The following is a 20,639-nucleotide window of genomic DNA, read 5'->3' as shown; positions in this document are numbered from 1 at the left end:
GCCGTTCCGATGTCGGCCGAAGCCATGTCCACGCCCAAGCGGCCGTGGCAGCAGCCGCGGATGCAGAAGAGGGGTCGTTGTGAGCAATGCCGTCAGCCGCGCCGTGGCGGACCGTCTGATCGCCCTGGACCTGGGCACCTCCCGGGTCCGTGTGTGGCGGCCCCGCCAGGGTGTCGTCTTCGACGAGCCGTCAGTGGTCGCCTACGACCTGAACCGCGGGGTCGCCTTCGCCTTCGGCGAGAACGCCCAGAAGATGACCGGCCGCACCCCGCCGGGGATGGACACGGTCAGTCCGATCCACGCCGGTGCGGTCACCGACTTCGAGGCGGCCCGGGTACTGGCCCGCCACGCGATCGACACGGCCCGGCCGAGCCGCTTCGCGCTGCGCCCGAGCGTGGCTACGGCCGTTCCCGTGGAGAGCCACGGCATCCACCTGAAGGCGCTGGAGCAGGCGGTGGTGCAGGCGGGCGCGGCCCGGACCGTGACCGTCCCGGCGCCGCTGGCGGCGGCGGTCGGCGCCGGTATCGAGATCGGGCGGGAGAGCGGCAGCATGGTCGTCGACCTCGGCGCCGGCACCACCGACATGGCCGTCTTCGCGTTCGGACGGATCGTCAGCGCCACCTCGCTCCCGGTCGCGGGCCTGGCCCTGGACCGCGCGCTGACCAGTTGGGCGCGCCGGAGCCGGCGGATCGACCTCGGTCCGGTGGCCGCCGAGCAGTTGCGGATCGCGGCCGGGCACCCCGAGGCCGACTCCGTCGAGGTGAAGGGGCGGCGCACCGAGTTCGGGACGCCCGTGCTGGCGCGGTTCACCGCCGCGGAGGTGCACGCGGCCGTCCTCCCGGTGGTCGAGGCCATCGTGCAGGGCATGGGCGGCCTGCTGACCCGCTGTCCCACGGAACTGAGCGCCGACATCACCGACCACGGACTGGTGCTGACCGGCGGCGGCGCCCGCGACCTTTGGCTGTGCGCCCAGTTGGAGCGGCGCCTCGGCCTGCCGGTCCAGGCGGCGGACAGCCCGGAGAACTGCACCGCCAAGGGGCTCGGCGAGCTGGCCATGTCGGCGCGCGGCAGCGGCCACGTCGACGCGCTCAGCCCCGTCTGACCCGAACCGGCCGGAGTCCCCTGGTCACGCTGTCGCACGTTCCGGCTGTGGGAGACTGTTGCGTCCCCTTCAAACTGGAAAGTGAGTGAGTCGACCGTGGGCGGGAACTGGCGGCCGATACCGGATGATGTGCGCGGCAACTCTCGGCGGCTGACCGAGGAGTTGCGCGCCATCAAGGACCGCAGCGGGCTGTCGCTCACTCAGGTCGGCGCGCGCACGCACTACAGCAAGGCGTCGTGGGAGCGCTGGTTCAACGGCAAGCGGCTGATCACCGAGCAGGCGCTGGAGAGTCTCGCCGTCGCGGTCGACGAGAACGCCCGCCTGCTCAGGCCGCTGCTGGAGCAGGCGCTGCGCGAGACGGAGACCGACGCGCCGCTCCTGGTCGAACCGGCGGCCGTCAGCGCCCCGGCCGCTCCCGCCGCCGTCCCGGCCGCTGCCCCCGTCGTTGCCGCCCCGGCCGTCGCGGCTGTGCCGGTGTCACCCATGACCGCGGAACCGGCGGCCCCCGCGCCCGGGCCCGATCCGGTCCGCACCGGAGGCTGGCGGCGTCACCTGCGCACCGCGCTCGTGTCCGCGCTCTCGGCGCTGGTGGGCGCGGCGGTCGGCGCGTACGTCGCCGCGCCCGGTTCCCAGTCCACCGGGACCCGCACGCCGTCGGCGGCCTCCACCCTGCCGCCGTGCACGGGTTCCGGCTGCTCCGGCAGGGACCCCCAGTCGACCGGCTGCGTGAAGGACGACAAGACACTGACCACCGGCCATGTGGGCAAGATCATCATCTATCTCCACTACAGCGCGCGCTGCCACGCCGCCTGGGGCGCCCTGACCAACGCCGGGCCCGGGGACTTCGCCACCATCATCACGACCAGCGGCGAGCGGCAGCAGGCCCTGGTCCACTGGGGCTACGACAACTACTCGATGATGGTCGACGCGAGCGACTCGACCATCGGCCTCAAGGTCTGCGGCACCCCGCAGAGCAACCTCCACGTCGCCGTGTGCACCCCGGAGTTCACCGCCCCCACGTCGTGAGCGGCGGGCCGGCATCGAAGCGCGGCGCCCGGGCAGTACCCCCGTGCTGCCCGGACGTCCCGCGTCGTGGACCACTCTGCACGAGTTTCGAGGGGGCGCTCGCCCCCGAAGGGCCGGTGAGACGCCCATGCCGTCGTCTCACACCTCTGACCTGGGCTTTGAGACGACGATCGGGGACAGGCGGGGACGACGGCCGGCGTCCGCCCGGCTCGGATCAGAGCCGATCGAGGCCCGTGAACCGTCCGGCGGACCGCCTCAGCGGCCGGACAGCGCGCGCAGGGCCCGGGTGAACGCGTCCGGAGCTCCCTTGCCCTGCTCCCCCAGCACGGCGAAGAACTCGGCGTCGCACGCCTCGACCGCCTGGACGGCCCGGTTGGCCAGCGCGCGCCCCTCCTCGGTGACCTCCAGGGCGCGCGCCCGCTTGTCGTGGGGGTGGGCCAGCCGCCGGACAAGCCCCTGTCCCTCCAGCGCGCGCAGCACCTGGGACGTCATCATCGGGTCGGTCGCCGCCTGGTCCGCCAGCGCCTTCTGGGTCACCGGACCGTCCGCTGCCAGGTAGGTCAGCGCCGCCAGCAGCACGAACTGCACATGCGTCAGGCCGTAGGGCTTCAGCGCCGCCCGCTGGGCCGCCTGCCAGCGGTTGGTGACCTGCCACAGCAGCAGCCCGGGGCTCTCCTCCGCGGAGCCGAAGCGCGTCTGCAGACCCTCGCGGCTCACGCCGCGTCCGTCGTCGCGCGCGAACCCCCGGCCAGGGCCGCCTCGGCCACCCGGGCGAGCGCGGCCAGGTCCCGGTCGAGGGACGCCGCGATGCCCTTGCCGAGGATCAGGTTCCACAGGCGCGCCAGCGGCCCGCCCAGGGTCACCGTCACGCTGACCTCACTGCCGCCGGCCGCGGTGGGCGCGATGGCGTGATGGAAGGTCAGCCGTGCGCCGGCCAGCAGCGAGACGTCGACGAACACGCGGTCGGTGAGCTCGGTGATGACGAACTTCGTTTTCGGGCCGCCCTTGGGCTTCAGCACGCCCGTGCTTCCGGCCGCGAACGGCCCGTCGAGGCGGACCCACTCGGTGTCCGCGTTCCATTCGGGCCAGGTGGCCATGTCGGCCCAGCGGTCGAAGAAGGCGGCCGGAGCCGCGCTGGAGATCTGCGTCGTACGCCCGAGAGTCAGCATGCATTTAGTATGCGCGCTTAGTTGTTTGCCGTCAACGCCTCCCTTCGGTAGACCCCCGGCGCCCGGCCGAACTCGCGCTTGAACGCCTTGCCGAAGGCGAACTCGCTGCCGTAGCCGGTGCGCGCCGCCACCGCACTGAGCGGCAGGTCGCCCTCCCGGAGCAGGGCGGCCGCACGGGTCATCCGCCAGCGGGTCAGATAGGCGAGCGGCGGCTCGCCGACCATCGTGGTGAACCGGCGTGCGAACGCGGCGCGGGAGAGCCCGGCCACCTCGGCGAGCGACTGGACCGTCCAGCCCTCCGCCGGGGAGCCGTGCATCGCGGCGAGAACCGGCGCCACGCCGGGATCGGAGAGCGCCGCGATCCAGCCACGCGCCTCCGCGGGGGGCTGCTCGTCCAACCAGGCCCGCAGGATGTAGAGGAGCAGCGAGTCGATCAGGGCGGGCACGATGCCGTCCGAACCGATCCGCGGCCGCTCCAGCTCCGCCCCGAGCAGCTGGACGGCGGCGGCGAGCTCCGGGTGGCGGCCCGGTCTGGCCGGAAGGTGGATCACCTCAGGAAAGTGCGCGAGCATCGGGTGCGGCCGCACCTGGTCCAGGTGGTAGTTCCCACACAGCAGGCTCGCCTCGGCCCCGTCCCCGCCGAGTCGCACCCTCCCGATCGGCGTGGACGCCTCGACCTGCGCGGGCGTCGGGGTGGTGGGCGTGGTCGCCGGATCGTCGGCGAGCACGTGCGCCCGTCCGTCCCGCAGGAAGATCACGTCCCCCGGCCCGAGCGCGATCGGCGGATACGCGCTCCGGCTGTCGTCGGCCGGCAGCAGCCAGCAGGTGCCGTGCAGCACCACGTGGAACCCTGCTCCGGCCACGGGCGGCAGGCGCAACGCCCAGGGCGCCCGCCCGTCCGTCCGCACGGACGCGGGGCTCGCGGTCCGCATGGAGGCGAGCGCCTCGGTGAGGATGTCCATCGCGTTGCTCCTGATCGCCTTGCGGACCCCGGGCGGGGCCGGTCTCAGACCGTCAGGACGATCTTGCCCTGGACGTGTCCGGTGGCCACAGCCTCGTGCGCCTTCGCCGCGTCCTCGAGCGGGAACGTCTGCTGGACGAAGGGCCGGATCCGCCCGGCGTCCACCAGGGCGGCGACGGCCTCCAGCGCGGCGTAGTCCGGCTCCACCGAGACACCCTTGAAGCGGTGGCCCGCCGCCTTGACCCGCTCCGCGAGAGCGGCGTCGCCGTGCTCGAGGATGCTGACCAGCGTCCCGCCGGGGCGCAGCACCGCGAGCGAGCGGTCGCCCTGCGCGGTGGAGTCGAAGACCACGTCGACGTCACGGACGGCCTCGGCGAAGTCGACCGAGCGGTAGTCGATCACCTCGTCCGCACCCAGCCCGGTCAGGAACTCACGCCGCTCCTCGCTGCCGAGGGCGATGACGTGGGCGCCGCGCGCCTTGGCGACCTGGACCGCGAGGTGGCCGACTCCGCCTGCCGCGCGGTGGATCAGGACGCGGTCGCCCTCCCCCAACCCGGCCCCGTCGACCAGGCCCTGCCAGGCCGTCAGCACGGCCAGCGGCAGGGCGGCCGCGTGCACGTGGTCGATCGTGGCGGGCTTGCGGGCGAACTGCCGCGAGGGGGCGGCGAGGTACTCGGCGTAGCCGGTCGCGGCCCGCGGGAAGAACGGCATCCCGTAGACCTCCTCGCCCACCTCGTAACGGGCGCCGGGCCCGGCCTCGACGACCTCGCCGGAGACGTCCCAGCCGACGCCGAAGGGCGGCTCGCCGAGCAACGGGAAGGCGCCGGAACGCACCGCGAGGTCGACGGGGTTGACGGAGCTGGCCCGCACCCGCACCAGAACCTCGCCCGAGCGCGGCTTCGGCCGCTCGGTCTCCACCACGCGGAGCACCTCGGGACCGCCGAAGGACTGCTGGATCACTGCACGCATCGTTCTCTCCCCGGGAGTCGGGCCGACGGTCCGTTCCGTCGACCCGATCCACGCTAGAGAGCCGCAGGGAGACTCTGAATGGCCCAGAGTCTCCCCCGCATGTCCGTGCGTCCACGCGCTCGAGCGCATGGGCCCGGCGCCGGGATCAGCCCGGGATCAGCCCTTGGTCACACAGGCGTTGGCCTTGTTGGACCAGAGGCCCTGCAGGTCGAAGCTGCCGGTGCTGAGCGGGACGAAGGCGTCCATGTTCTCGCACTCGTCGCCGACCTCCCCGTTCCTTCCGTTCCAGCCGATGCTGGGCCAGAAGTCGGTGACGGTCTCCGCGTACTCGTGGGTCTCGGTCGACTCGATGCCGGAGAGCATGCGGCCGTCCGTGAGCGTGGTGCACGCGTCGACGCCCAGGTCGGGCACGTAGGGGAGATTGGTGTAGGCCAGGTTTCCGTAGCTGCTCGACGTCTTGTCGTGCCAGGCGCAGAAGCCCGAGTTCGGGAAGCCGTCCGGGTGGGTGCCGGTCGCGGAGACGACGACGTACTGCGCGTTGAGGTTCGGCGTCTGCGTCGTGTTGCCGAAGTGCGCGGCGGCCTTGCCGGCCTCGGAGGCGATCTGCGCGGCGGTCGGGCTGGACGGCTCGGCGCTGGCGTTGTCGAACCAGACGCCGGCGAGCGGACTGGTGGCGGGGTGGGTGATGTGGGTGCCGCCGCTGCCGCAGGTGGCGGTGCCCTTCGCGACGCCCTCGCAGTACTGGGTGAGGATCGTCCCCCAGGTGTCGGCGCTGCCGTACAGGCCCTTGAACATCGCCTGGAGGTCCGGCGCGACGCCCGCCGGGTCACTGGCCCACTGAGAACCCCAGAAGACCAGGTACACCTGCGGCGTCGGGGAGACCACGCCCTGAGTGCCGGCGGAGCGCACGGTGAGGGTGTTCGAGCTGCTCGCCTTCGCGGCGACGCGCACGGATCCCTTGGCGATCGGCTTCATGCCGAGGTGCGGGGCGGCCGCGTGGGCCGTGGGGGCGGGCGCCGCGTCGGCTCCGGTCGCGAGGCCGGCCGCGCCGAGGGCGGCGAGCGAGAGGGCGACGAGGCCGCGGACGACGTTTCCGGACATGCGTATGTGCACAGTGATCCCCTCGGGGGTCAGTCACCTGGAGTCCAGCCACGACGTGGCCACCCGGAAACTAACGGCCCGACAGGTGTCATGTCTATGGCGCAGACGGCCTTCGACCGGAGATTCTGCGGCCTTTGACGACCCATGAGGGAAAATCTGGCGTCACGTCAGGGATGCCCCGCAGGGGATCCGGCGCACACCCCCGAGCCCCGGCGGCGCGCCGGGGAAGGCTCCCGACGCGTCGCCCGTCCCGCCCGGAGGCCGACGGCCTCGGGCGGCCCGCGAGCGGCCCCGAGTGGGCTCCTTCAGAGCTGGATGACGTCGATCAAGGCCTTCACCAGGGTGGAAGCACACGTCGCCATGAACATGAATACGCCGAACGGGCGAATATCACCCCGTGCCCGGGCGTGTCGGAAGGGGCCCTCGCGCGCGAGGCTTTCAATCGGAAGGCCGTACTGCGTTTCAGATCAAGCAGTCCGTTCCAGGAAGGCCGTCACGTGAACAAGCACCCTCTCAAGAGCGCCGTCACCGCCACCGCTGTCGTCTCGCTGGTTCTGGCCGCGGCGGCGTGCGGGAAGGCGGGGAGCTCCTCCTCTTCTTCGTCCTCCCCCGCAGCCTCGGGGGCCGGGGGTACGGCGGCGGCGGCCAACGCGACCGGAAGCATCGGCCTGCTGCTGCCGGAGAACACCACGACCCGCTACGAGCAGTTCGACAAGCCGCTGTTCGAGGCCGAGGTCAAGGCGCTCGCGCCCAACGTCACCGTCAAGTACGCCAACGCGGGCGGCAGCGCCCAGACGCAGGCACAGCAGGCCACCACGATGATCAACTCCGGCGTCAAGGTGCTCGTCGTCGACGCGCAGGACTCCGCGCAGATCAAGTCCTCGGTCGAGGCCGCCAAGGCCAAGGGCATCAAGGTCGTCGCCTACGACCGCCTCGCGCAGGGCCCGGTCGACGCCTACGTGTCGTTCGACAACGTCAAGGTCGGCCACCTCCAGGGCACCGGGCTGCTCGCCGTCATGGGCTCCAAGGCCACGCCGTCCGCGAAGATCGTCGAGATCGACGGCGACTCGGCCGACCCCAACGCCGGCGACTTCAAGGCCGGCTTCCAGAGCGCGGTCAAGGGCCACGTCGACATCGCCTACGACGCCTCGGGCCTGTGGAAGCCCGACGTCGCCGCCCAGAAGGCCACCGCCGCGATCAACCAGCTCGGCGCGTCGAACATCGCGGCCTTCTACTCCGCCAACGACGGCATGGCCGCCGGTATCGCGACCTCGATGAAGAACGCCGGGCTCAGCCACCTGCCGCTCACCGGCCAGGACGCCCAGCTCGACGCGATCCAGCGGATCGTGTCCGGCACCCAGTCCTTCACGATCTACAAGGCCTACAAGCCCGAGGCCGACGCCGCGGCCCAGATCGCCGTGAACCTGCTCACCGGGGCGCCGATCACCTCGATCGCGAGCTCGACCAAGGTGAACGGCTCCGGCAACACCGTCTCGTCCGACCTGCTGACCCCGGTCCTGGTCAACACGAGCAACATCAAGCAGACGGTCGTCGCCGACGGCCTCTACACCGTCGCGCAGATCTGCACCCCGCAGTACGAGGCCGCCTGCAAGTCCGCGGGGCTGACGTGACCGACCCCGTCTCCCGTTCCTACGCCTCGGCCCTGGCCGACGGCGAACCGGTCCTGGCCCTGCGCGGCATCTCCAAGCGCTTCGGCGCCGTGCAGGCCCTGACCGACGTGGAGTTGGAGGTCCACCAGGGCGAGGTGGTGGCGCTGGTCGGCGACAACGGCGCCGGCAAGTCCACCCTGGTCAAGTCCATCGCCGGGGTGCACACCATCGACGACGGCCAGATCGAGTGGGAGGGGCGGCCGGTCTCCGTCCACCGGCCGCAGGACGCCCAGCACCTGGGCATCGCGACCGTCTACCAGGACCTCGCGCTCGCGGACAACCTCGACGTGGTCGCGAACCTCTTCCTCGGCCGTGAGCTGACGACGCACGGCACCCTCGACGAGGTGGCCATGGAGAAGCGCGCCCAGGAGCTGCTGGACACGCTGTCGATCCGCATCCCGAGCGTGCGCATCCCGGTGGCGAGCCTGTCGGGTGGTCAGCGGCAGGTGGTCGCCATCGCCCGCTCGCTGATCGGCGACCCGAAGGTCGTCATCCTGGACGAGCCGACGGCCGCCCTCGGCGTCGAGCAGACCGCGCAGGTCCTGGACCTGGTCGAGCGGCTGCGCGGCCGGGACCTCGGCGTCATCCTGATCAGTCACAACATGGTCGACGTGGCCGCGGTGGCCGACACCGTCGCGGTGCTTCGGCTCGGGCGGAACAACGGCACGTTCCCGATGGCCGGCACCACCCAGGAGACGATCATCGCCGCGATCACCGGCGCCACCGACAACGCGGTCACCCGGCGCGCGGCGCGCGCCACCTGGCCGCGTCCGGAAGGAGAGGCGTGAGCACACCCCCCACTCGTCCCTCCGGCTCCCCCGACCCGTCCGATCCGCTGGGCGGGTTCAACCCGCTGGAGCCGCCGCCGGGCCTCGACCCGACGCCGTCGGCCGCCATCGCGCCGCCCGTCGACCCGCGCCTGCTGGTCCGCCAGGAGGGCCTGCGGGGCTATGTCGACGAGTTCAAGCGCAAGGTGCGCGGCGGTGAGCTGGGCTCGCTGCCGGTCGTCATCGGCCTGATCATCATCTGGCTGATCTTCAGTCTGCAGAACAGCCAGTACTTCAGCGCCGCCAACGCCGAGTTCATCGTCTACTACATGGTCGGCCTCGGCATGCTCGCCGTCGGCCTGGTCTTCGTGCTGCTGCTCGGCGAGATCGACCTGTCGGTCGGTTCGGTGAGCGGCCTGGCGGCGGCGATCTACGCGGTGCTGTCCGTCGAGCACAACTGGAACGCCTGGCTGGCGGTCATCGTCACGCTGCTCTCGGGCATGGCGATCGGCGCGGCGCAGGGCTGGATCTTCGCCAAGATCGGTGTGCCGGCCTTCGTGGTCACCCTGGCCGGCTTCCTGGCCTGGCAGGGTGTCATGCTCTGGCTGCTCGGCTCGACCGGCACGATCAACCTGGAACCGAAGGCGCTGAACGCGCTGTTCTCCGGCAACTCGTACTTCCTGGGCGGCGACATCGCCGGCGCCTACATCCTGGCCGGCATCGCGGTGGTCGGCTTCGCGGCCAGCGGCTTCCTGGAGCAGCGCCGACGGAAGGCGGCCGGCGTGCCGGCCCGCCCCACCGCCGAGCTGATCGCGCGCACGGTGGTGCTGGCCGTCGGGGCGTTCCTGGTCGCGTGGATCCTCAACCGGGCCTCGGGCGTGCCGAACAACGTGGTCATCTTCCTGGCCCTGCTGGTGATCTGCGACTTCGTGCTGCGCCGCACCACCTACGGCCGCAAGGTGTTCGCGGTCGGCGGCAACATCGAGGCGAGCCGGCGTGCCGGTATCAGCGTCCCGATGGTGCGGATCTCGGTCTACGCGATCTCCGGGACCTTCGCCGCGCTCGGCGGTCTGGCCATCGCGGCCACCACCAACGCCGCCGGGCAGGCGGGCGCGGACCCCAACAACCTGATGATGGCCATCGCCGCGGCCGTCATCGGCGGCACCTCGCTCTTCGGTGGCCGCGGCCGGGTCTGGTCCGCCCTCCTCGGCATCCTGGTCATCGAGTCGATCAACGCCGGGCTGTTCATGCTCGGCCTGACCCTGGACATCCAGTACATGATCACTGGTGGCGTGCTTCTGGCCGCGGTGGTCGTCGACTCGCTGTCCCGCCGCACGCAGAAGTCCTCCGGCCGCGCCTGACTCCCACGGTCAGGCCGGCGCCCTGGCCCGGTTCTTCTGTGGGGATCACATGATTCCCACGATCAGGCCGGCGCCCTGGCCCGGTTCTTCTGTGGGGATCACATGATTCCCACAAAGAACCGGGCCAGCATCGCGTCGTGGACACCCTGCAGCCTCCCGCCCTCGGCGACCGCTACCTGCTGTGCGAACTGCTCGGCAGCGGCGGCATGGCCGAGGTCTACCGTGCCCGCGACCTGCGGCTGGACCGCGCCGTGGCGGTCAAGGTGCTACGGCCCGAGCTGGCCGCCGACCCGGTGCAGCGCGTGCGCTTCGGCCGCGAGGCGCGCGCCGCCGCCTCGCTCAACCACCCGGGCATCGTCGCCGTCTTCGACTCGGGCGAGGGGGCCGGACCGCACCTCGACCTGCCCTACCTGGTGATGGAGTACCTGCCGGGCCGGACCCTGGCGCAGGTCCTCGCCGACGACGGGCCGCTGCCCGCGCGTCAGGCGCTGCGCGTCGTCGCGGAGATCCTGGACGCCCTCGACCACGCGCACCGGCACGGCATGGTCCACCGCGACGTCAAGCCGGCCAACGTGATGGTCGTCGAGGACGGCACCGTCGCGGTCAAGCTGATGGACTTCGGCATCGCGCGCAGCTTCGGCCGGGGCGAGGCAGCCGCCGAGCAGGCGCTGACGGCCGCCGGGACGGTCATCGGCACCGCCGACTACCTCTCCCCCGAGCAGGCGCGCGGCGAGGCCGCCGACGCGCGCAGCGACCTGTACGCGGTCGGCTGCCTGCTGCACGAGCTGCTGACGGGCCTCCTGCCGCTGACCGCGGACACCCCGCTGAACACGGTCTGGCGTCGCCTGCACGAGGACCCCGAGCCGCCGTCGCTGCTCGCGCCGTCACTCGCCCCCGAGGTGGACGCGCTCGTGCTGCGCGCGCTGTCCCGCCAGCCCTCCGAGCGTTACCCGGACTCCGCCGCGATGGGCGCGGCGCTGCGCGCGGTCCTGGACGCCGAACCTGCTGCGGCGACGCCGCACACCCCGGTGGGGTACGCTCCCACGCTCGCCGAACTGCCCCCGTCGCCCTGGCCCGGCACGGACGCGACCCTGCCGCTGCGCTCCCCCTCAGCCACGTCGGGCACGTCGGGCGCATCCGGCAGCTGGGCCGCTGCCGACTCCGCGACCGCAGCCGAGACGGAACCCGAAAACGGGGCCGAGCCGAGCGGGGACTCCCGGCCCCGTCCCCGGCGACGCGGACGGCGACGGCTCGTGGGCGCGACCGTGGTGACTGTCGCGGTGGCCGGCGTGGTCTCGGTCGGCGGCTGGCTCGCCTCCGGCCACGCGGCGCCCGGCGCCGGAACCCACGCTGTGCCGCAGCTGACAGGTCAGAGCCTCGCCCGCGCCAGACGCGAACTGCAGGCAGCCGGCCTCCGGATCGGCCACCTCTCCTTCGGCTCCTGCACGGGGACCAAGGCCGCGCCGCACACCGTCTGCTCCCAGGACCCGGTGGCCGGCGCGGTGCTCCGGCCGGGCGCGGTGGTGGCGCTGTCCGTCTCCCGCCCGTCCGGGATTGCCGCCGGGGCCGGAGCGCCGTAGCGTCGAATCGTGATCAATGGTGCGCATGTGGTCATCTACAGCAGCGACGCCGAGGCCGACCGTGTCTTCTTCCGCGACGTGCTCGGCATGCCCTGCGTCGACGCCGGTCGCGGCTGGCTGATCTTCAAGGCCCCGCCCGCGGAGATCGCCTTCCACCCGGCCACGTCCGTCCACTCGCACGAACTGATGCTGATGTGCGAGGACCTGATCGGGACCATGGCCGAACTGCAGGCGAAGGGCGTGGAGTTCACCCGCCCCGTGGAGCAGCTCGCCTGGGGGCTGCTCACCGGCCTGCGCCTGCCGGGCGGGGGCGACCTGGCCCTCTACGAACCGAGCCACCCCCGCGCGAACGGGTGAGCCCTCGTCGTCGGGGCCGGGTCGGCGGGAACTCGTCCGCCCTGGTGCGCACCAGGCTGATTCCCCCAGACGGTCCTGAGTAGGAACACCCTGGTCCGCCGCGCCCCGTCGCTCCAAGATCGAGTCATGGGTGCTTTCTTGGGGATCGTCGTGGTCGGCGCCGCCGTCCTCGGCGTGCTGCTGCACTTCGTCGCGCACGTGTCGACGTCGGTGTTGCTCGGGTTCGGTGCGGGCGCGGTCTGTCTGATGTGGCTGGCCGTGCTGCTGACGGTGCCATGGAACCTGTACTTCCAGGCGCACACGGCACGTCAGGAGATCGCCGAGGGCCGGGCGGCCGGGCTCGACATCGCCGCGGGCCGTGAGCTGGACGCGGAGCGGATCGCGGCCCGCCTGCTGCGGTCCGCGGTCGGTGCGCACCTGGTCTCGGCCCTCGTCATCGGGGTGGTCGCGGCGGTGTCGGGGCAGGCCGTCGGCTACTGGTTCTGCGCGTTCTACCTGATCGCCACCGTGCTGCGCCCCGCCGAGGCCTGGTTGCGCCATCTGCGTACCCGGATCGGCGTGCTGCGCGAGGAGGCGAGCTTCCCCCGCGACGACATCATCGCCCTCAAGGACCGTCTCGACACCGCGGAGGCCGGTGTCGCGGGCCTGGACGCGGAGACCCGTCGCCTGGCTCAGGAGCTGGACCGCCTCGCGGTGCTGGCGCGCCGGCGCGACGACCAGCTGGAGGCGCGCATCCACGCGCTGGGCCGCAAGTTCGAGGACACCCTCGGCAGCCTGACCGACAACCAGGAGGTCATCAACGGCATCCGGGCGTTCCTCCGGCTGCTGCGCGAGGAGGGCGTGCCGCAGACCTGACGCCGCCCCGGCCCGGACGCGTGTCACCCGTAGGCGGTCTCGTCAGGGTGGGTGGCGCGTGCTTGAGTGAGTGCCATGACGACTCTGGATCCCGGCACCACGGCGCTGCTCCTGATCGAGTTTCAGAACGAGTTCGTCTCCGACGGCGGGGTGCTGCACGAGGCCGTGCGCCCGGTCATGGAGGCCACCGGCATGCTGGACAACACCCGGCAGCTGGTCGCGGCCGCCCGCCGGGCGGGGGTGACGGTCGTGCACGCCCCGATCTCCTTCGCGCCGGGCTACCACGAGATCACCCGCCACCCCTACGGCATCCTCAAGGGCGTCGTGGACGGCAACGCGTTCGTCAAGGGCACCTGGGGCGCGGAGATCGCGGACGTGCTGGCCCCGCAGGCGGGCGACATCGTGGTGGAGGGCAAGCGCGGGCTGGACACCTTCGCCAGCACCAACCTGGACTTCATCCTGCGCAGCAAGGGCATCACCACGCTGGTCATCGGCGGCTTCCTCACCAACTGCTGCGTGGAGTCGACGATGCGCACGGGCTACGAGAACGGCTACCGGGTGATCACCCTGACGGACTGCACGGCCGCGGTCTCCAAGGAGGAGCACGAGAACGCCATCACCTACGACTTCCCGATGTTCTCGACTCCGCAGACCTCGGCGGAGCTGATCGCCCGCCTGCCGTGAGCCCTGGGGGGCCGCGGGCGAGGGGCGGTCAGCTGCGGTGGCCGGCGGCGTAGAAGAGGAGCATGGCGAAGCCCGCGAAGACGTGCAGGCCGATCACGTAGATGAAGACGCGGATGTTGACGCGGCGCGCCGTCCGCTTCGCGCCGTCCTCGACGGGGCCGGCGGGGACGTACTCCGCGGCGGGGGCCGTGGGGAGGGGACCGGCGGGCAGGGTGTGGATGTGGTCAGCCAAGGCACAACTCCGAGGTCGGGCTCTGCAGCAGCGTGTGCAGGAAGAGCAGATCGGTGCCGGTCGGCGTGTCCGCCGCCAGGCGGTGGGGACGCATGGAGTCGAAGTGGGCGGAGTCGCCCGGCTCCAGCAGGTGGCGCTCGCGGTCGAGGGTCAGTACGAGACGGCCGCTGAGCACGTACAGCCATTCCTCGCCGGGGTGTACCCGCACGACCGCGTCCTGGATGTCCGGCGGTACGTGCACGCGCAGCGCCTGCATCGCCCGGCCGGGCGCTCCCGCGGCCCGGTAGGTCCAGCCTCCGGCGAGGCTGGGCTCCGCGGCGCCGCCGCGGATCACTGCGGTCGGCGCCGCGGGGGCCTCCCCGAGCAGTACGTCGAGGGGAACGGCGTAAGCTCGGGACAGGCCCAGCAACAACGGCAAGGAGGGCTGCCGTTTGGCGGTCTCCAGCCGGGAGAGGTGGGCCGGGGAGAGACCGACGCGCGCGGCGGCGGCCTCGAGGGTCAGGCCGCTGCGCAGGCGGCGCTCGCGGAGGCGGGCTCCCAGGCCCGGGAGGTCCTCGGGCCCGAGCCCCGTTCCGGTGGCGTCTGCGTCCATGACCCCAGTGGACACCCGCTGCGGCCAGGTAGGCAAGTTTCTTGCCCCAGAGGCAAAAGCACGGATGATCTTGATTGTCGTCGCGACCTGAGGGGGCATCGGGCCGTAGGGTGATCACATAAATCCGTAGTCGAAGGGGCCCCGCCGATGGCCAGCGCATCAGACCCGGTCGCGCGCTCAGCAGCCGCGCCTCCGGCAGCGCAGGCGGGCTCGCCCTCGGCCACGCGATCGGCCGCGCGCCCCGGCTCCCCCGGGCCGGCCGACGAGCCCACCGGCAACGGCCGCGCGACCGCCGAACCCGGACCGGCCGACCTCACCGGCGAGCTCACCCCCGGCGAGCTCACCCCCGACGAGCTCAGCGCGGCCGTCCTCGGCTCCGCCGGCATCGGCGTGTGGCGCTGGAACCGCGCCCGGGGGATCGTCGAGGCCGACGCCCGCACCCGCGAACTCCTCGGCCTCCCCCTCGACGGGCCGATGCCGAACGCCGCCACGATCCGCGCCCGCCTGCACGGCGAGGACTTCGTGCGCCTCAGTGCGCTCTCCCAGCTGATCGCGAGCGAGGCCCGCCCGGGCGAGGTCCGCGTCCGGGTGGTGACCCCGGACGGCCGCCTGCTGCGCACACTCCACCTCCAGATATCCCCCGGCCCGGCGAACAGCCCGTACAGCCTGCAAGGGACCGTCCTCGACGGCCGCAGCCGCGTGCCGGGCCCCGACCCGAACGCCGCGCCGCACCCGCCGGTCGACGACGCCGACGACGGCGCCGCCCCACGCGAGGCGCGGCCTCCCCAGCCCGCTGCCGCCGCCCAACCGGCGGCTCACGCCGCCGACGCGGAACGCGAACGCCGCCAGATCCACGAGCTCAACACGCTGCCCACGACCGCGCCGCGGCTGCCCGCCGCCGACCTGCGCCGCTCGCGCGAGGCCTTCCTGCTGGACGCGGGCCGGGCCCTGGCCGAGGCGGGCACCACCAGCGAGGTGCTGCGGGTCGCCGCGACTCTGGCCATGCCGGGCTTCTCCCCTGACGCCCAGGCCGTGTTCGGGGTGAAGGGCACCAAGCTCACCGTCGTCGGCCAGCACGGACACACCCCCACGCAGACCGGCGCCTTCGAGATGCCGCTGGACACCGAGTACCCGGCGGCGCAGGTGGTGCGGACCGGCCGACCGATCTACCTGTCCTCCCCTGCCGAGTACCAGCGGCACTTCCCCGCGACCTGGCCCCTCGCCGAGCCGTTCCACCGCCGGTCGTGGGCCTTTCTGCCGCTGGTGACCGCGGGCCGCACCACCGGCACCTGGCTGGCCGCGTTCGAGACGACCGTCGCGTTCACCCCGGACGAGCGAGCGGTGCTCTCCACTGTGGCCCGGATGCTCTCCCAGGCCCTTGAGCGCGCGCACACCAACGAGGCGGAGCGGGCCCTCTCGCGCGGCCTGCGCCGCAGCATGGGCGACTCGGCGCGCGAGATCGACGGTCTGACCATGACCGCCCGCTACATCCCCACCGGCGGCGGACTGCTCGTCGGCGGCGACTGGTACGACGTCGTCGACCTGCCCGGCGGCCGGATCGCCTTGGTCGTCGGCGACGTGCAGGGCCACGACGTGCACGCCGCCGGAGTGATGTCCCGGCTGCGCACGGCCGTGCACGCGTACGCCGTCGAGGGCCACCGGCCCGACGCCGTCATGGCCCGGGCCTCCCGCTTTCTGGCCAGCCTCGACGCGGACCGCTTCGCCACCTGCCTCTACATCGAGGCCGACCCCGCGCGTGGACGCCTCGAGATCGCGCGCGCCGGCCACCCGCACCCGGTGCTGCGGATGACCGACGGCACCACCGTCATCCGCCACGTCGACGGCGGCCTGCCGCTCGGCCTCGCCCCCGAGGGCGAGGACTACCCCGTCACCGCGCTGGAGCTCCAGGTCGGCGAGGTGCTGATGGTCTGCACCGACGGCCTGATCGAGACCGGCGGGCACGACATGTTCAGCGGCTGGGTCCGGGTGCGGGACGTGGTGGCCCCCGGCCCCGCCTCCGACCTGGAAGGCATGGCCGACGCGCTGATCCGCGCCGTGCACGGACCCGGCTCGCACGCCGGCGCCGGGCGGCTGGCCGACCGCCGCGAGGACGACATCGCCCTGCTGCTGCTCCGCCGTGACCCGATCGACGGCGCGCCCAGGCCCGTCGGCCGCCGCCTCGTCGTGACCGTCGGCCAGGGGCAACCCGCGCGCGTCGCCTCCGCCCGCCGCGAACTGCGCGGCATCCTCCAGGACTGGAACTGCCCCGACGACGCCGACGCCGCCGTGTTGCTCGTCTCCGAACTGCTCACCAACGTGCTGCTGCACACCGACCAGGAGGGCGCGCTGCTGGCGGAGCTCTCCGGGCCGCCCGGCGAACGCCGGCTGCGCATCGAGGTCTCGGACGGCAGCGACGAGCTGCCACACCTCCGCTCCCCGGGCGAGATGGCCTCCTCCGGGCGCGGCCTGGTCCTGCTGGACCTGCTCGCCGACCGCTGGGGTGTGCGCCCGAGCGGCGAGGGCAAGCTCGTCTGGTTCGAGATGACCGAGAAGGACGGCGCGCCCGGCGGGAACGGGAAGAAGACTCAGCCCAGCGTGTAGTCGAGCCAGATCCGGTGGGTGCCGTCGGGCTCGACGGTCAGCCCGCCCGTGCCGGCTATGCCCGCGAGCTCGCCCGTGCCGCTGCCGGGCACGAGGACGAAGAACTCGTCCCGCCGGTTGTCGCCGTCCGTCGTGGCCGAGTGCGCGAAGTTGAACGTGCCGGAGCAGCCGTCGACCGTGCCCTCGAAGGACTCCATGGCGACGTACGTGCCGACCCCGCGCCCGATGTCGTAGGCAGAGGTGAACAGCGTCTCGGAGCGGCCCTCGACGGCCCCGGCGAAGTGCTTCTCCATGGTCGCGACGCCCGTGGTGAGGCCCGTGCCCACCTTGCCGGAGAACTCCTCGGCCGAGACGGGCTGCATGGAGACGACCGAGAACGTGCCGTTGGTTCGCATGGCCACACGCTAGCCCCCGCCACCGACAACCGGGTCGGAACCGCACAAGCGATCGCGACCGGTCGGAAACCGCTGGCCTCGGACAACGCGCCGGTGACATGCTGACCGCGTGGACGGACCGGAGATCATCGTCAGCTTCGACCCCGACTTGCACGTCTTCGTCGCCGCGGCGCGGCGCGCCGAGGAGGGCGCCCGGGTGCGGACCGACGGCGCGTCCTCGCTGGGCCACGTCGTGGAGTCCCTCGGCGTGCCGCTGACCGAGGTCGGCAGCCTGACCGTGGACGGACGCGCGAGCGAGGCCTCGCACGTGCCGACGGCCGACGAGCGCATCCACGTCTCCCCCGTCACCCGGCCGCAGCCGCTGCCCGGCCCCCCGCGCTTCCTGCTCGACGTGCACCTGGGCACCCTCGCCCGCCGCCTGCGGCTGCTCGGCGTGGACGCGGCCTACGAGCGGCTGGACATCGGCGACGCGGCGCTGGCCGCACAGTCCGCCCGCGAGCAGCGGGTCATTCTGTCGCGCGACCGGGGCCTGCTGCACCGCCGGGAGCTGTGGGCCGGGGCGTACGTCTACAGCCACCGCCCGGAGGAGCAGCTGACCGACGTGCTGGAGCGCTTCGCGCCGCCGCTCGCGCCGTGGACCCGCTGCACCGCCTGCAACGGAGAGCTGCGCCCGGCGACGCTGGACGAGGTCCGCCCGCAGCTGCGCCCCGGGACGGAACGCTCCTACGACACCTTCGCGCTCTGCACCGCCTGCGGCCGTGCCTACTGGCGCGGCGCCCACCAGGACGGCCTCAACGACATCGTCGCGGACGCACTTCGCCGCGCGGACGCGCGGGCGGGCGGCGTCCAAGGATCGGCGCAGGGCTGAGCACCGGCTCGCCCAGCCGGTGCACCTTCTTCTCCCGTGCGCCCGCGGCCGCCGTACCCTGAACGGCGGCCCGTGCGGTGCGACGCCGGACGCCCCGGTGTTCGCTGGAGGGCATGACGATTGCCACCGCCAAACTCTCCGACCCCGTCGTCCGCCGCATGGTCGAGGCGATCAACGCCCACGACCGTGACGCCTTCCTCGGGCTGCTCACCTCGGACGCGACCATGTCGGACGACGGCTCGGACCGGAACCTCCAGGAATGGATCGACCGCGAGATCTTCGACGCGGGCGGCCGGATGGACGTCCAGAAGGAGTCCAACGGCGGGCAGACCCTGCTGGCGAGGTTCCGCAACGACACCTGGGGGGAGATGAGCACCGTCTGGCGCTTCGACGTCGAGGACGGCCACGTCCGCCGCTTCGAGACCGGCCAGGCCTGAGGACCCGCCGGGCGCGGGCCTCAGCGCGTCTCGTCGGCACGGACGATCAGCACCGAGCACGGCGCGTACTGCGCCAGGTGGTGGCTGACCGAACCGAGCATGATCCCCTTGAAGCCGCCGTAGCCACGGCTGCCGACGACCAGCAGCACGGCGTCCCGGGCGGCGTCGAGCAGCACCTGCGTCGGACTCCCCTGCAGCGCCCGCTTGCGGATCCGCGGGTGCGGACCCGGCCCCGCGACGGCCTCGACGGCCGCGTCGAGTCGGAGCTGCGCCTGCTCCTCGAAGGTGAGCCCCTCCTGCCCGGGCACCGGCTCCGGCACGGAGAAGATGCTCGGCCACTCCCACGCCAGCACCGCGTGCACCAGGCTGTCCGTGAGCTCCGCCTGCCGGATCGCGGCCCGCAACGCCTCACCGGCGTGCTGCGAGCCGTCCACGCCCACCACGATCACGTCGGGCGCGCGCCCGCCGCTCTGAGCCATGGGCCCTCCTCCCTGTTCGTCCACGCATGGCCACGCTCTCATCCCCTCCGGCGGCCGACCGGCTGCAACACGCGCGGGCCAGGGTTCCGGGGAAGTCCGGGCTCCGCGCGGATGTTTCACGTATGTGAGTGTTGAGACTGCAACAACAGAGGTCGACGTGGTCGTCATCGGCGCGGGGCAGGCAGGGCTGTCCGCCGCCCACCACCTGCGGCGGCGTGGGCTGCGGCCGTTCGACGACTTCGTCGTTCTCGACGCCGACCCCGCACCGGGAGGCGCCTGGCAGCACCGGCCGTCATCGCTGACCATGGCGATGGTCCACGGCTTCCACGAACTGCCCGACTCCCCGCTGCCTCCGCTCGCCCCGCAGCTCCCCGCACGGGACGTGCTGCCCGACTACTTCGCCGCCTACGAGCGCGACCACGAGCTGCCCGTCCTGCGCCCGGTCACCGTCACCTCCGTGCGGTCCGAGTCGGCCGACCCGCACGCGCGGCTGCTGGTACAGGGCGACGGCGGTCGGGTGTGGTCCACGCGGGCCCTGATCAACGCGACGGGAACGTGGACCCGTCCGTTCGTTCCGCGCTACCCCGGTGCGGAGCGCTTCCGCGGCCGGATGCTGCACAGCTCCGCCTACCGGGGCCCCGAGGAGTTCGGCGGCACGGGCACCGTCCTGGTCGTGGGCGGCGGCGCGTCGGCCGTCCAGATCCTCGCGGAGACAGCCGCCGTCGCCCGGACGCTCTGGGTCACCAGGCGCCCGCCGGTCTTCCGCGACGACCCCTTCGTCCCCGAGGAGCTGGGCCGCGCCGCCGTCGCCATGGTCGAGGAGCGCGTGCGCGCGGGCCTGCCGCCGAGGAGCGTGGTGTCGGTGACGGGCCTGCCGCCCTCCCCGGCGCTGCTGCTGGCGCGCGAGCGCGACGCGCTGCACCGGCTGCCGATGTTCGAACACATCACGGAGCACGGCGTGGTCTGGCCCGACGGCCACGAAGAGCTCGTCGACGTGATCGTCTGGGCCACGGGCTTCCGCGCCGCCATCGGCCACCTCGCCCCGCTGGGACTGCGCGAGGCGGGCGGCGGCATCCGCATGGACGGCACCCAGGCCGCCCGCGACCCACGCATCCACCTCGTCGGCTACGGCCCGTCGGCCAGCACCATCGGCGCCAACCGCGCCGGCCGCGCGGCGGCCGTCGCCGTCGACCGCTACCTCACGTCGACCGCAGCGCCGGCGGCTCTCGCCTCCGCCCACTGAACCCTGCGGCCGAGCCGCCTGGCCGGCAGGGCCGTTGGGCGGGTGGCACGGCGAAGTCCCGGCCGCCGTCTCCGCCGCGCTGCTCGGCAGATCAGCGGGCCGGGCGTCGCAGGCCGCGCGCAGGCCGGGGCTGTGCACGCTCGTCACCGCCAAGGGCCAGCGCGACGGAACTCCGCGCGAGGAACGCGTC

At 72.9% G+C, this 20,639-nt stretch carries 22 protein-coding genes; 13 read left to right on the top strand and 9 right to left on the bottom strand.

The window, feature by feature from the left end; all coding sequences use genetic code 11:
- Positions 1 to 79: 79 nt before the first annotated feature.
- A complete protein-coding gene (locus tag TR49_RS29185) occupies positions 80 to 1,102 on the top strand; it encodes a rod shape-determining protein (RefSeq protein WP_042386941.1) in 1,023 nt (340 codons plus the stop codon).
- A 129-nt stretch (positions 1,103 to 1,231) separates the two neighbouring features.
- Positions 1,232 to 2,128 carry a helix-turn-helix domain-containing protein gene (locus TR49_RS29180; RefSeq protein WP_042386940.1) on the top strand — a complete coding sequence of 299 codons (897 nt, stop codon included), beginning with the start codon at positions 1,232 to 1,234 and terminating at the stop codon, positions 2,126 to 2,128.
- Between the two features lie 255 nt (positions 2,129 to 2,383).
- Here TR49_RS29180 and TR49_RS29175 read toward each other — a convergent pair whose 3' ends face one another.
- From TR49_RS29175 to TR49_RS29155, 5 genes are all read right to left on the bottom strand, one after another.
- The gene (locus TR49_RS29175; RefSeq protein ID WP_042386939.1) at positions 2,384 to 2,845 is read right to left on the bottom strand and encodes a MarR family winged helix-turn-helix transcriptional regulator; all 462 of its coding nucleotides are present in this window, start codon (positions 2,843 to 2,845) and stop codon (positions 2,384 to 2,386) included.
- Positions 2,842 to 3,297, bottom strand: a complete 456-nt coding sequence (locus TR49_RS29170) for an SRPBCC family protein (protein ID WP_042386938.1) — start codon at positions 3,295 to 3,297, stop codon at positions 2,842 to 2,844. Before TR49_RS29170 ends, TR49_RS29175 begins: the two co-directional genes overlap by 4 nt.
- Positions 3,298 to 3,314: 17 nt before the next feature.
- Positions 3,315 to 4,259: an AraC family transcriptional regulator gene (locus TR49_RS29165; protein ID WP_042386937.1), complete on the bottom strand. Its 945-nt coding sequence runs from the start codon at positions 4,257 to 4,259 to the stop codon at positions 3,315 to 3,317.
- 44 nt (positions 4,260 to 4,303) lie between these two features.
- The gene (locus TR49_RS29160) at positions 4,304 to 5,227 is read right to left on the bottom strand and encodes an NADP-dependent oxidoreductase (protein WP_042386936.1); all 924 of its coding nucleotides are present in this window, start codon (positions 5,225 to 5,227) and stop codon (positions 4,304 to 4,306) included.
- A 156-nt stretch (positions 5,228 to 5,383) separates the two neighbouring features.
- On the bottom strand, positions 5,384 to 6,328 hold the full coding sequence (locus tag TR49_RS29155) for a hypothetical protein (protein ID WP_052434737.1): 945 nt from the start codon (positions 6,326 to 6,328) through the stop codon (positions 5,384 to 5,386).
- A gap of 497 nt (positions 6,329 to 6,825) precedes the next feature.
- On the opposite strand from TR49_RS29155, the gene TR49_RS29150 reads away from it, so the two are divergent.
- From TR49_RS29150 to TR49_RS29120, 7 genes are all read left to right on the top strand, one after another.
- Positions 6,826 to 7,959 carry a sugar ABC transporter substrate-binding protein gene (locus TR49_RS29150; RefSeq protein ID WP_042386934.1) on the top strand — a complete coding sequence of 378 codons (1,134 nt, stop codon included), beginning with the start codon at positions 6,826 to 6,828 and terminating at the stop codon, positions 7,957 to 7,959.
- Positions 7,956 to 8,786, top strand: coding sequence for an ATP-binding cassette domain-containing protein (locus TR49_RS29145; RefSeq protein WP_236653575.1), 831 nt, complete (start codon positions 7,956 to 7,958; stop codon positions 8,784 to 8,786). The genes TR49_RS29150 and TR49_RS29145 overlap by 4 nt, the downstream gene beginning before the upstream one ends.
- Before the next feature lie 47 nt (positions 8,787 to 8,833).
- Positions 8,834 to 10,126 carry a sugar ABC transporter permease gene (locus tag TR49_RS29140; RefSeq protein WP_042386979.1) on the top strand — a complete coding sequence of 431 codons (1,293 nt, stop codon included), beginning with the start codon at positions 8,834 to 8,836 and terminating at the stop codon, positions 10,124 to 10,126.
- A gap of 137 nt (positions 10,127 to 10,263) precedes the next feature.
- Positions 10,264 to 11,706 (top strand): protein kinase domain-containing protein, encoded by a 1,443-nt coding sequence (locus TR49_RS29135; protein ID WP_052434735.1) that lies wholly within the window; start codon positions 10,264 to 10,266, stop codon positions 11,704 to 11,706.
- A gap of 9 nt (positions 11,707 to 11,715) precedes the next feature.
- A complete protein-coding gene (locus TR49_RS29130; protein ID WP_042386933.1) occupies positions 11,716 to 12,063 on the top strand; it encodes a VOC family protein in 348 nt (115 codons plus the stop codon).
- Between the two features lie 126 nt (positions 12,064 to 12,189).
- Entirely contained in the window at positions 12,190 to 12,918 is a 729-nt protein-coding gene (locus TR49_RS29125; protein ID WP_042386931.1) for a hypothetical protein, read from the top strand.
- Positions 12,919 to 12,993: 75 nt separating this feature from the next.
- Positions 12,994 to 13,602 (top strand): cysteine hydrolase family protein, encoded by a 609-nt coding sequence (locus tag TR49_RS29120; RefSeq protein WP_174501619.1) that lies wholly within the window; start codon positions 12,994 to 12,996, stop codon positions 13,600 to 13,602.
- 28 nt (positions 13,603 to 13,630) lie between these two features.
- Here the strand turns inward: TR49_RS29120 and TR49_RS29115 are convergent, their stop codons facing one another.
- Positions 13,631 to 13,834 carry a DUF6126 family protein gene (locus TR49_RS29115; protein WP_042386929.1) on the bottom strand — a complete coding sequence of 68 codons (204 nt, stop codon included), beginning with the start codon at positions 13,832 to 13,834 and terminating at the stop codon, positions 13,631 to 13,633.
- On the bottom strand, positions 13,827 to 14,426 hold the full coding sequence (locus TR49_RS29110) for a helix-turn-helix domain-containing protein (RefSeq protein ID WP_042386928.1): 600 nt from the start codon (positions 14,424 to 14,426) through the stop codon (positions 13,827 to 13,829). Before TR49_RS29110 ends, TR49_RS29115 begins: the two co-directional genes overlap by 8 nt.
- Before the next feature lie 147 nt (positions 14,427 to 14,573).
- Between TR49_RS29110 and TR49_RS29105 the strand changes: the two genes are divergently transcribed.
- A complete protein-coding gene (locus TR49_RS29105) occupies positions 14,574 to 17,027 on the top strand; it encodes an ATP-binding SpoIIE family protein phosphatase (protein WP_063770203.1) in 2,454 nt (817 codons plus the stop codon).
- On the opposite strand, the gene TR49_RS29100 is transcribed toward TR49_RS29105, so the two are convergent.
- Positions 17,012 to 17,422, bottom strand: a complete 411-nt coding sequence (locus tag TR49_RS29100; protein WP_042386927.1) for a DUF3224 domain-containing protein — start codon at positions 17,420 to 17,422, stop codon at positions 17,012 to 17,014. The genes TR49_RS29105 and TR49_RS29100 overlap by 16 nt on opposite strands.
- A 109-nt stretch (positions 17,423 to 17,531) precedes the next feature.
- Between TR49_RS29100 and TR49_RS29095 the strand changes: the two genes are divergently transcribed.
- Entirely contained in the window at positions 17,532 to 18,290 is a 759-nt protein-coding gene (locus TR49_RS29095) for a Mut7-C RNAse domain-containing protein (protein WP_042386926.1), read from the top strand.
- A 113-nt stretch (positions 18,291 to 18,403) separates the two neighbouring features.
- The gene (locus TR49_RS29090) at positions 18,404 to 18,727 is read left to right on the top strand and encodes a nuclear transport factor 2 family protein (RefSeq protein ID WP_042386925.1); all 324 of its coding nucleotides are present in this window, start codon (positions 18,404 to 18,406) and stop codon (positions 18,725 to 18,727) included.
- A gap of 20 nt (positions 18,728 to 18,747) precedes the next feature.
- Here TR49_RS29090 and TR49_RS29085 read toward each other — a convergent pair whose 3' ends face one another.
- Complete coding sequence (locus tag TR49_RS29085) at positions 18,748 to 19,206, bottom strand: universal stress protein (protein WP_042386924.1); 459 nt, start codon at positions 19,204 to 19,206, stop codon at positions 18,748 to 18,750.
- A gap of 124 nt (positions 19,207 to 19,330) precedes the next feature.
- Between TR49_RS29085 and TR49_RS29080 the strand changes: the two genes are divergently transcribed.
- Positions 19,331 to 20,449, top strand: coding sequence for an FAD-dependent oxidoreductase (locus tag TR49_RS29080; protein WP_042386923.1), 1,119 nt, complete (start codon positions 19,331 to 19,333; stop codon positions 20,447 to 20,449).
- The last annotated feature ends 190 nt before the right edge of the window (positions 20,450 to 20,639 follow it).

It is taken from the genome of Streptacidiphilus melanogenes, assembly GCF_000787835.1.
GTDB lineage: Bacteria > Actinomycetota > Actinomycetes > Streptomycetales > Streptomycetaceae > Streptacidiphilus > Streptacidiphilus melanogenes.
This window is presented reverse-complemented; position numbering and strand designations above follow the sequence as displayed.

Coding starts and splice junctions, on each gene's coding strand:
- TR49_RS29120 (WP_174501619.1), top strand. CDS start 12,994: ATGACGACTCTGGATCCCGGCACCACGGCGCTGCTCCTGATCGAGTTT.
- TR49_RS29160 (WP_042386936.1), bottom strand. CDS start 5,227: ATGCGTGCAGTGATCCAGCAGTCCTTCGGCGGTCCCGAGGTGCTCCGC.
- TR49_RS29165 (WP_042386937.1), bottom strand. CDS start 4,259: ATGGACATCCTCACCGAGGCGCTCGCCTCCATGCGGACCGCGAGCCCC.
- TR49_RS29125 (WP_042386931.1), top strand. CDS start 12,190: ATGGGTGCTTTCTTGGGGATCGTCGTGGTCGGCGCCGCCGTCCTCGGC.
- TR49_RS29085 (WP_042386924.1), bottom strand. CDS start 19,206: ATGGCTCAGAGCGGCGGGCGCGCGCCCGACGTGATCGTGGTGGGCGTG.
- TR49_RS29155 (WP_052434737.1), bottom strand. CDS start 6,328: ATGTCCGGAAACGTCGTCCGCGGCCTCGTCGCCCTCTCGCTCGCCGCC.
- TR49_RS29110 (WP_042386928.1), bottom strand. CDS start 14,426: ATGGACGCAGACGCCACCGGAACGGGGCTCGGGCCCGAGGACCTCCCG.
- TR49_RS29170 (WP_042386938.1), bottom strand. CDS start 3,297: ATGCTGACTCTCGGGCGTACGACGCAGATCTCCAGCGCGGCTCCGGCC.
- TR49_RS29100 (WP_042386927.1), bottom strand. CDS start 17,422: ATGCGAACCAACGGCACGTTCTCGGTCGTCTCCATGCAGCCCGTCTCG.
- TR49_RS29105 (WP_063770203.1), top strand. CDS start 14,574: ATGGCCAGCGCATCAGACCCGGTCGCGCGCTCAGCAGCCGCGCCTCCG.
- TR49_RS29090 (WP_042386925.1), top strand. CDS start 18,404: ATGACGATTGCCACCGCCAAACTCTCCGACCCCGTCGTCCGCCGCATG.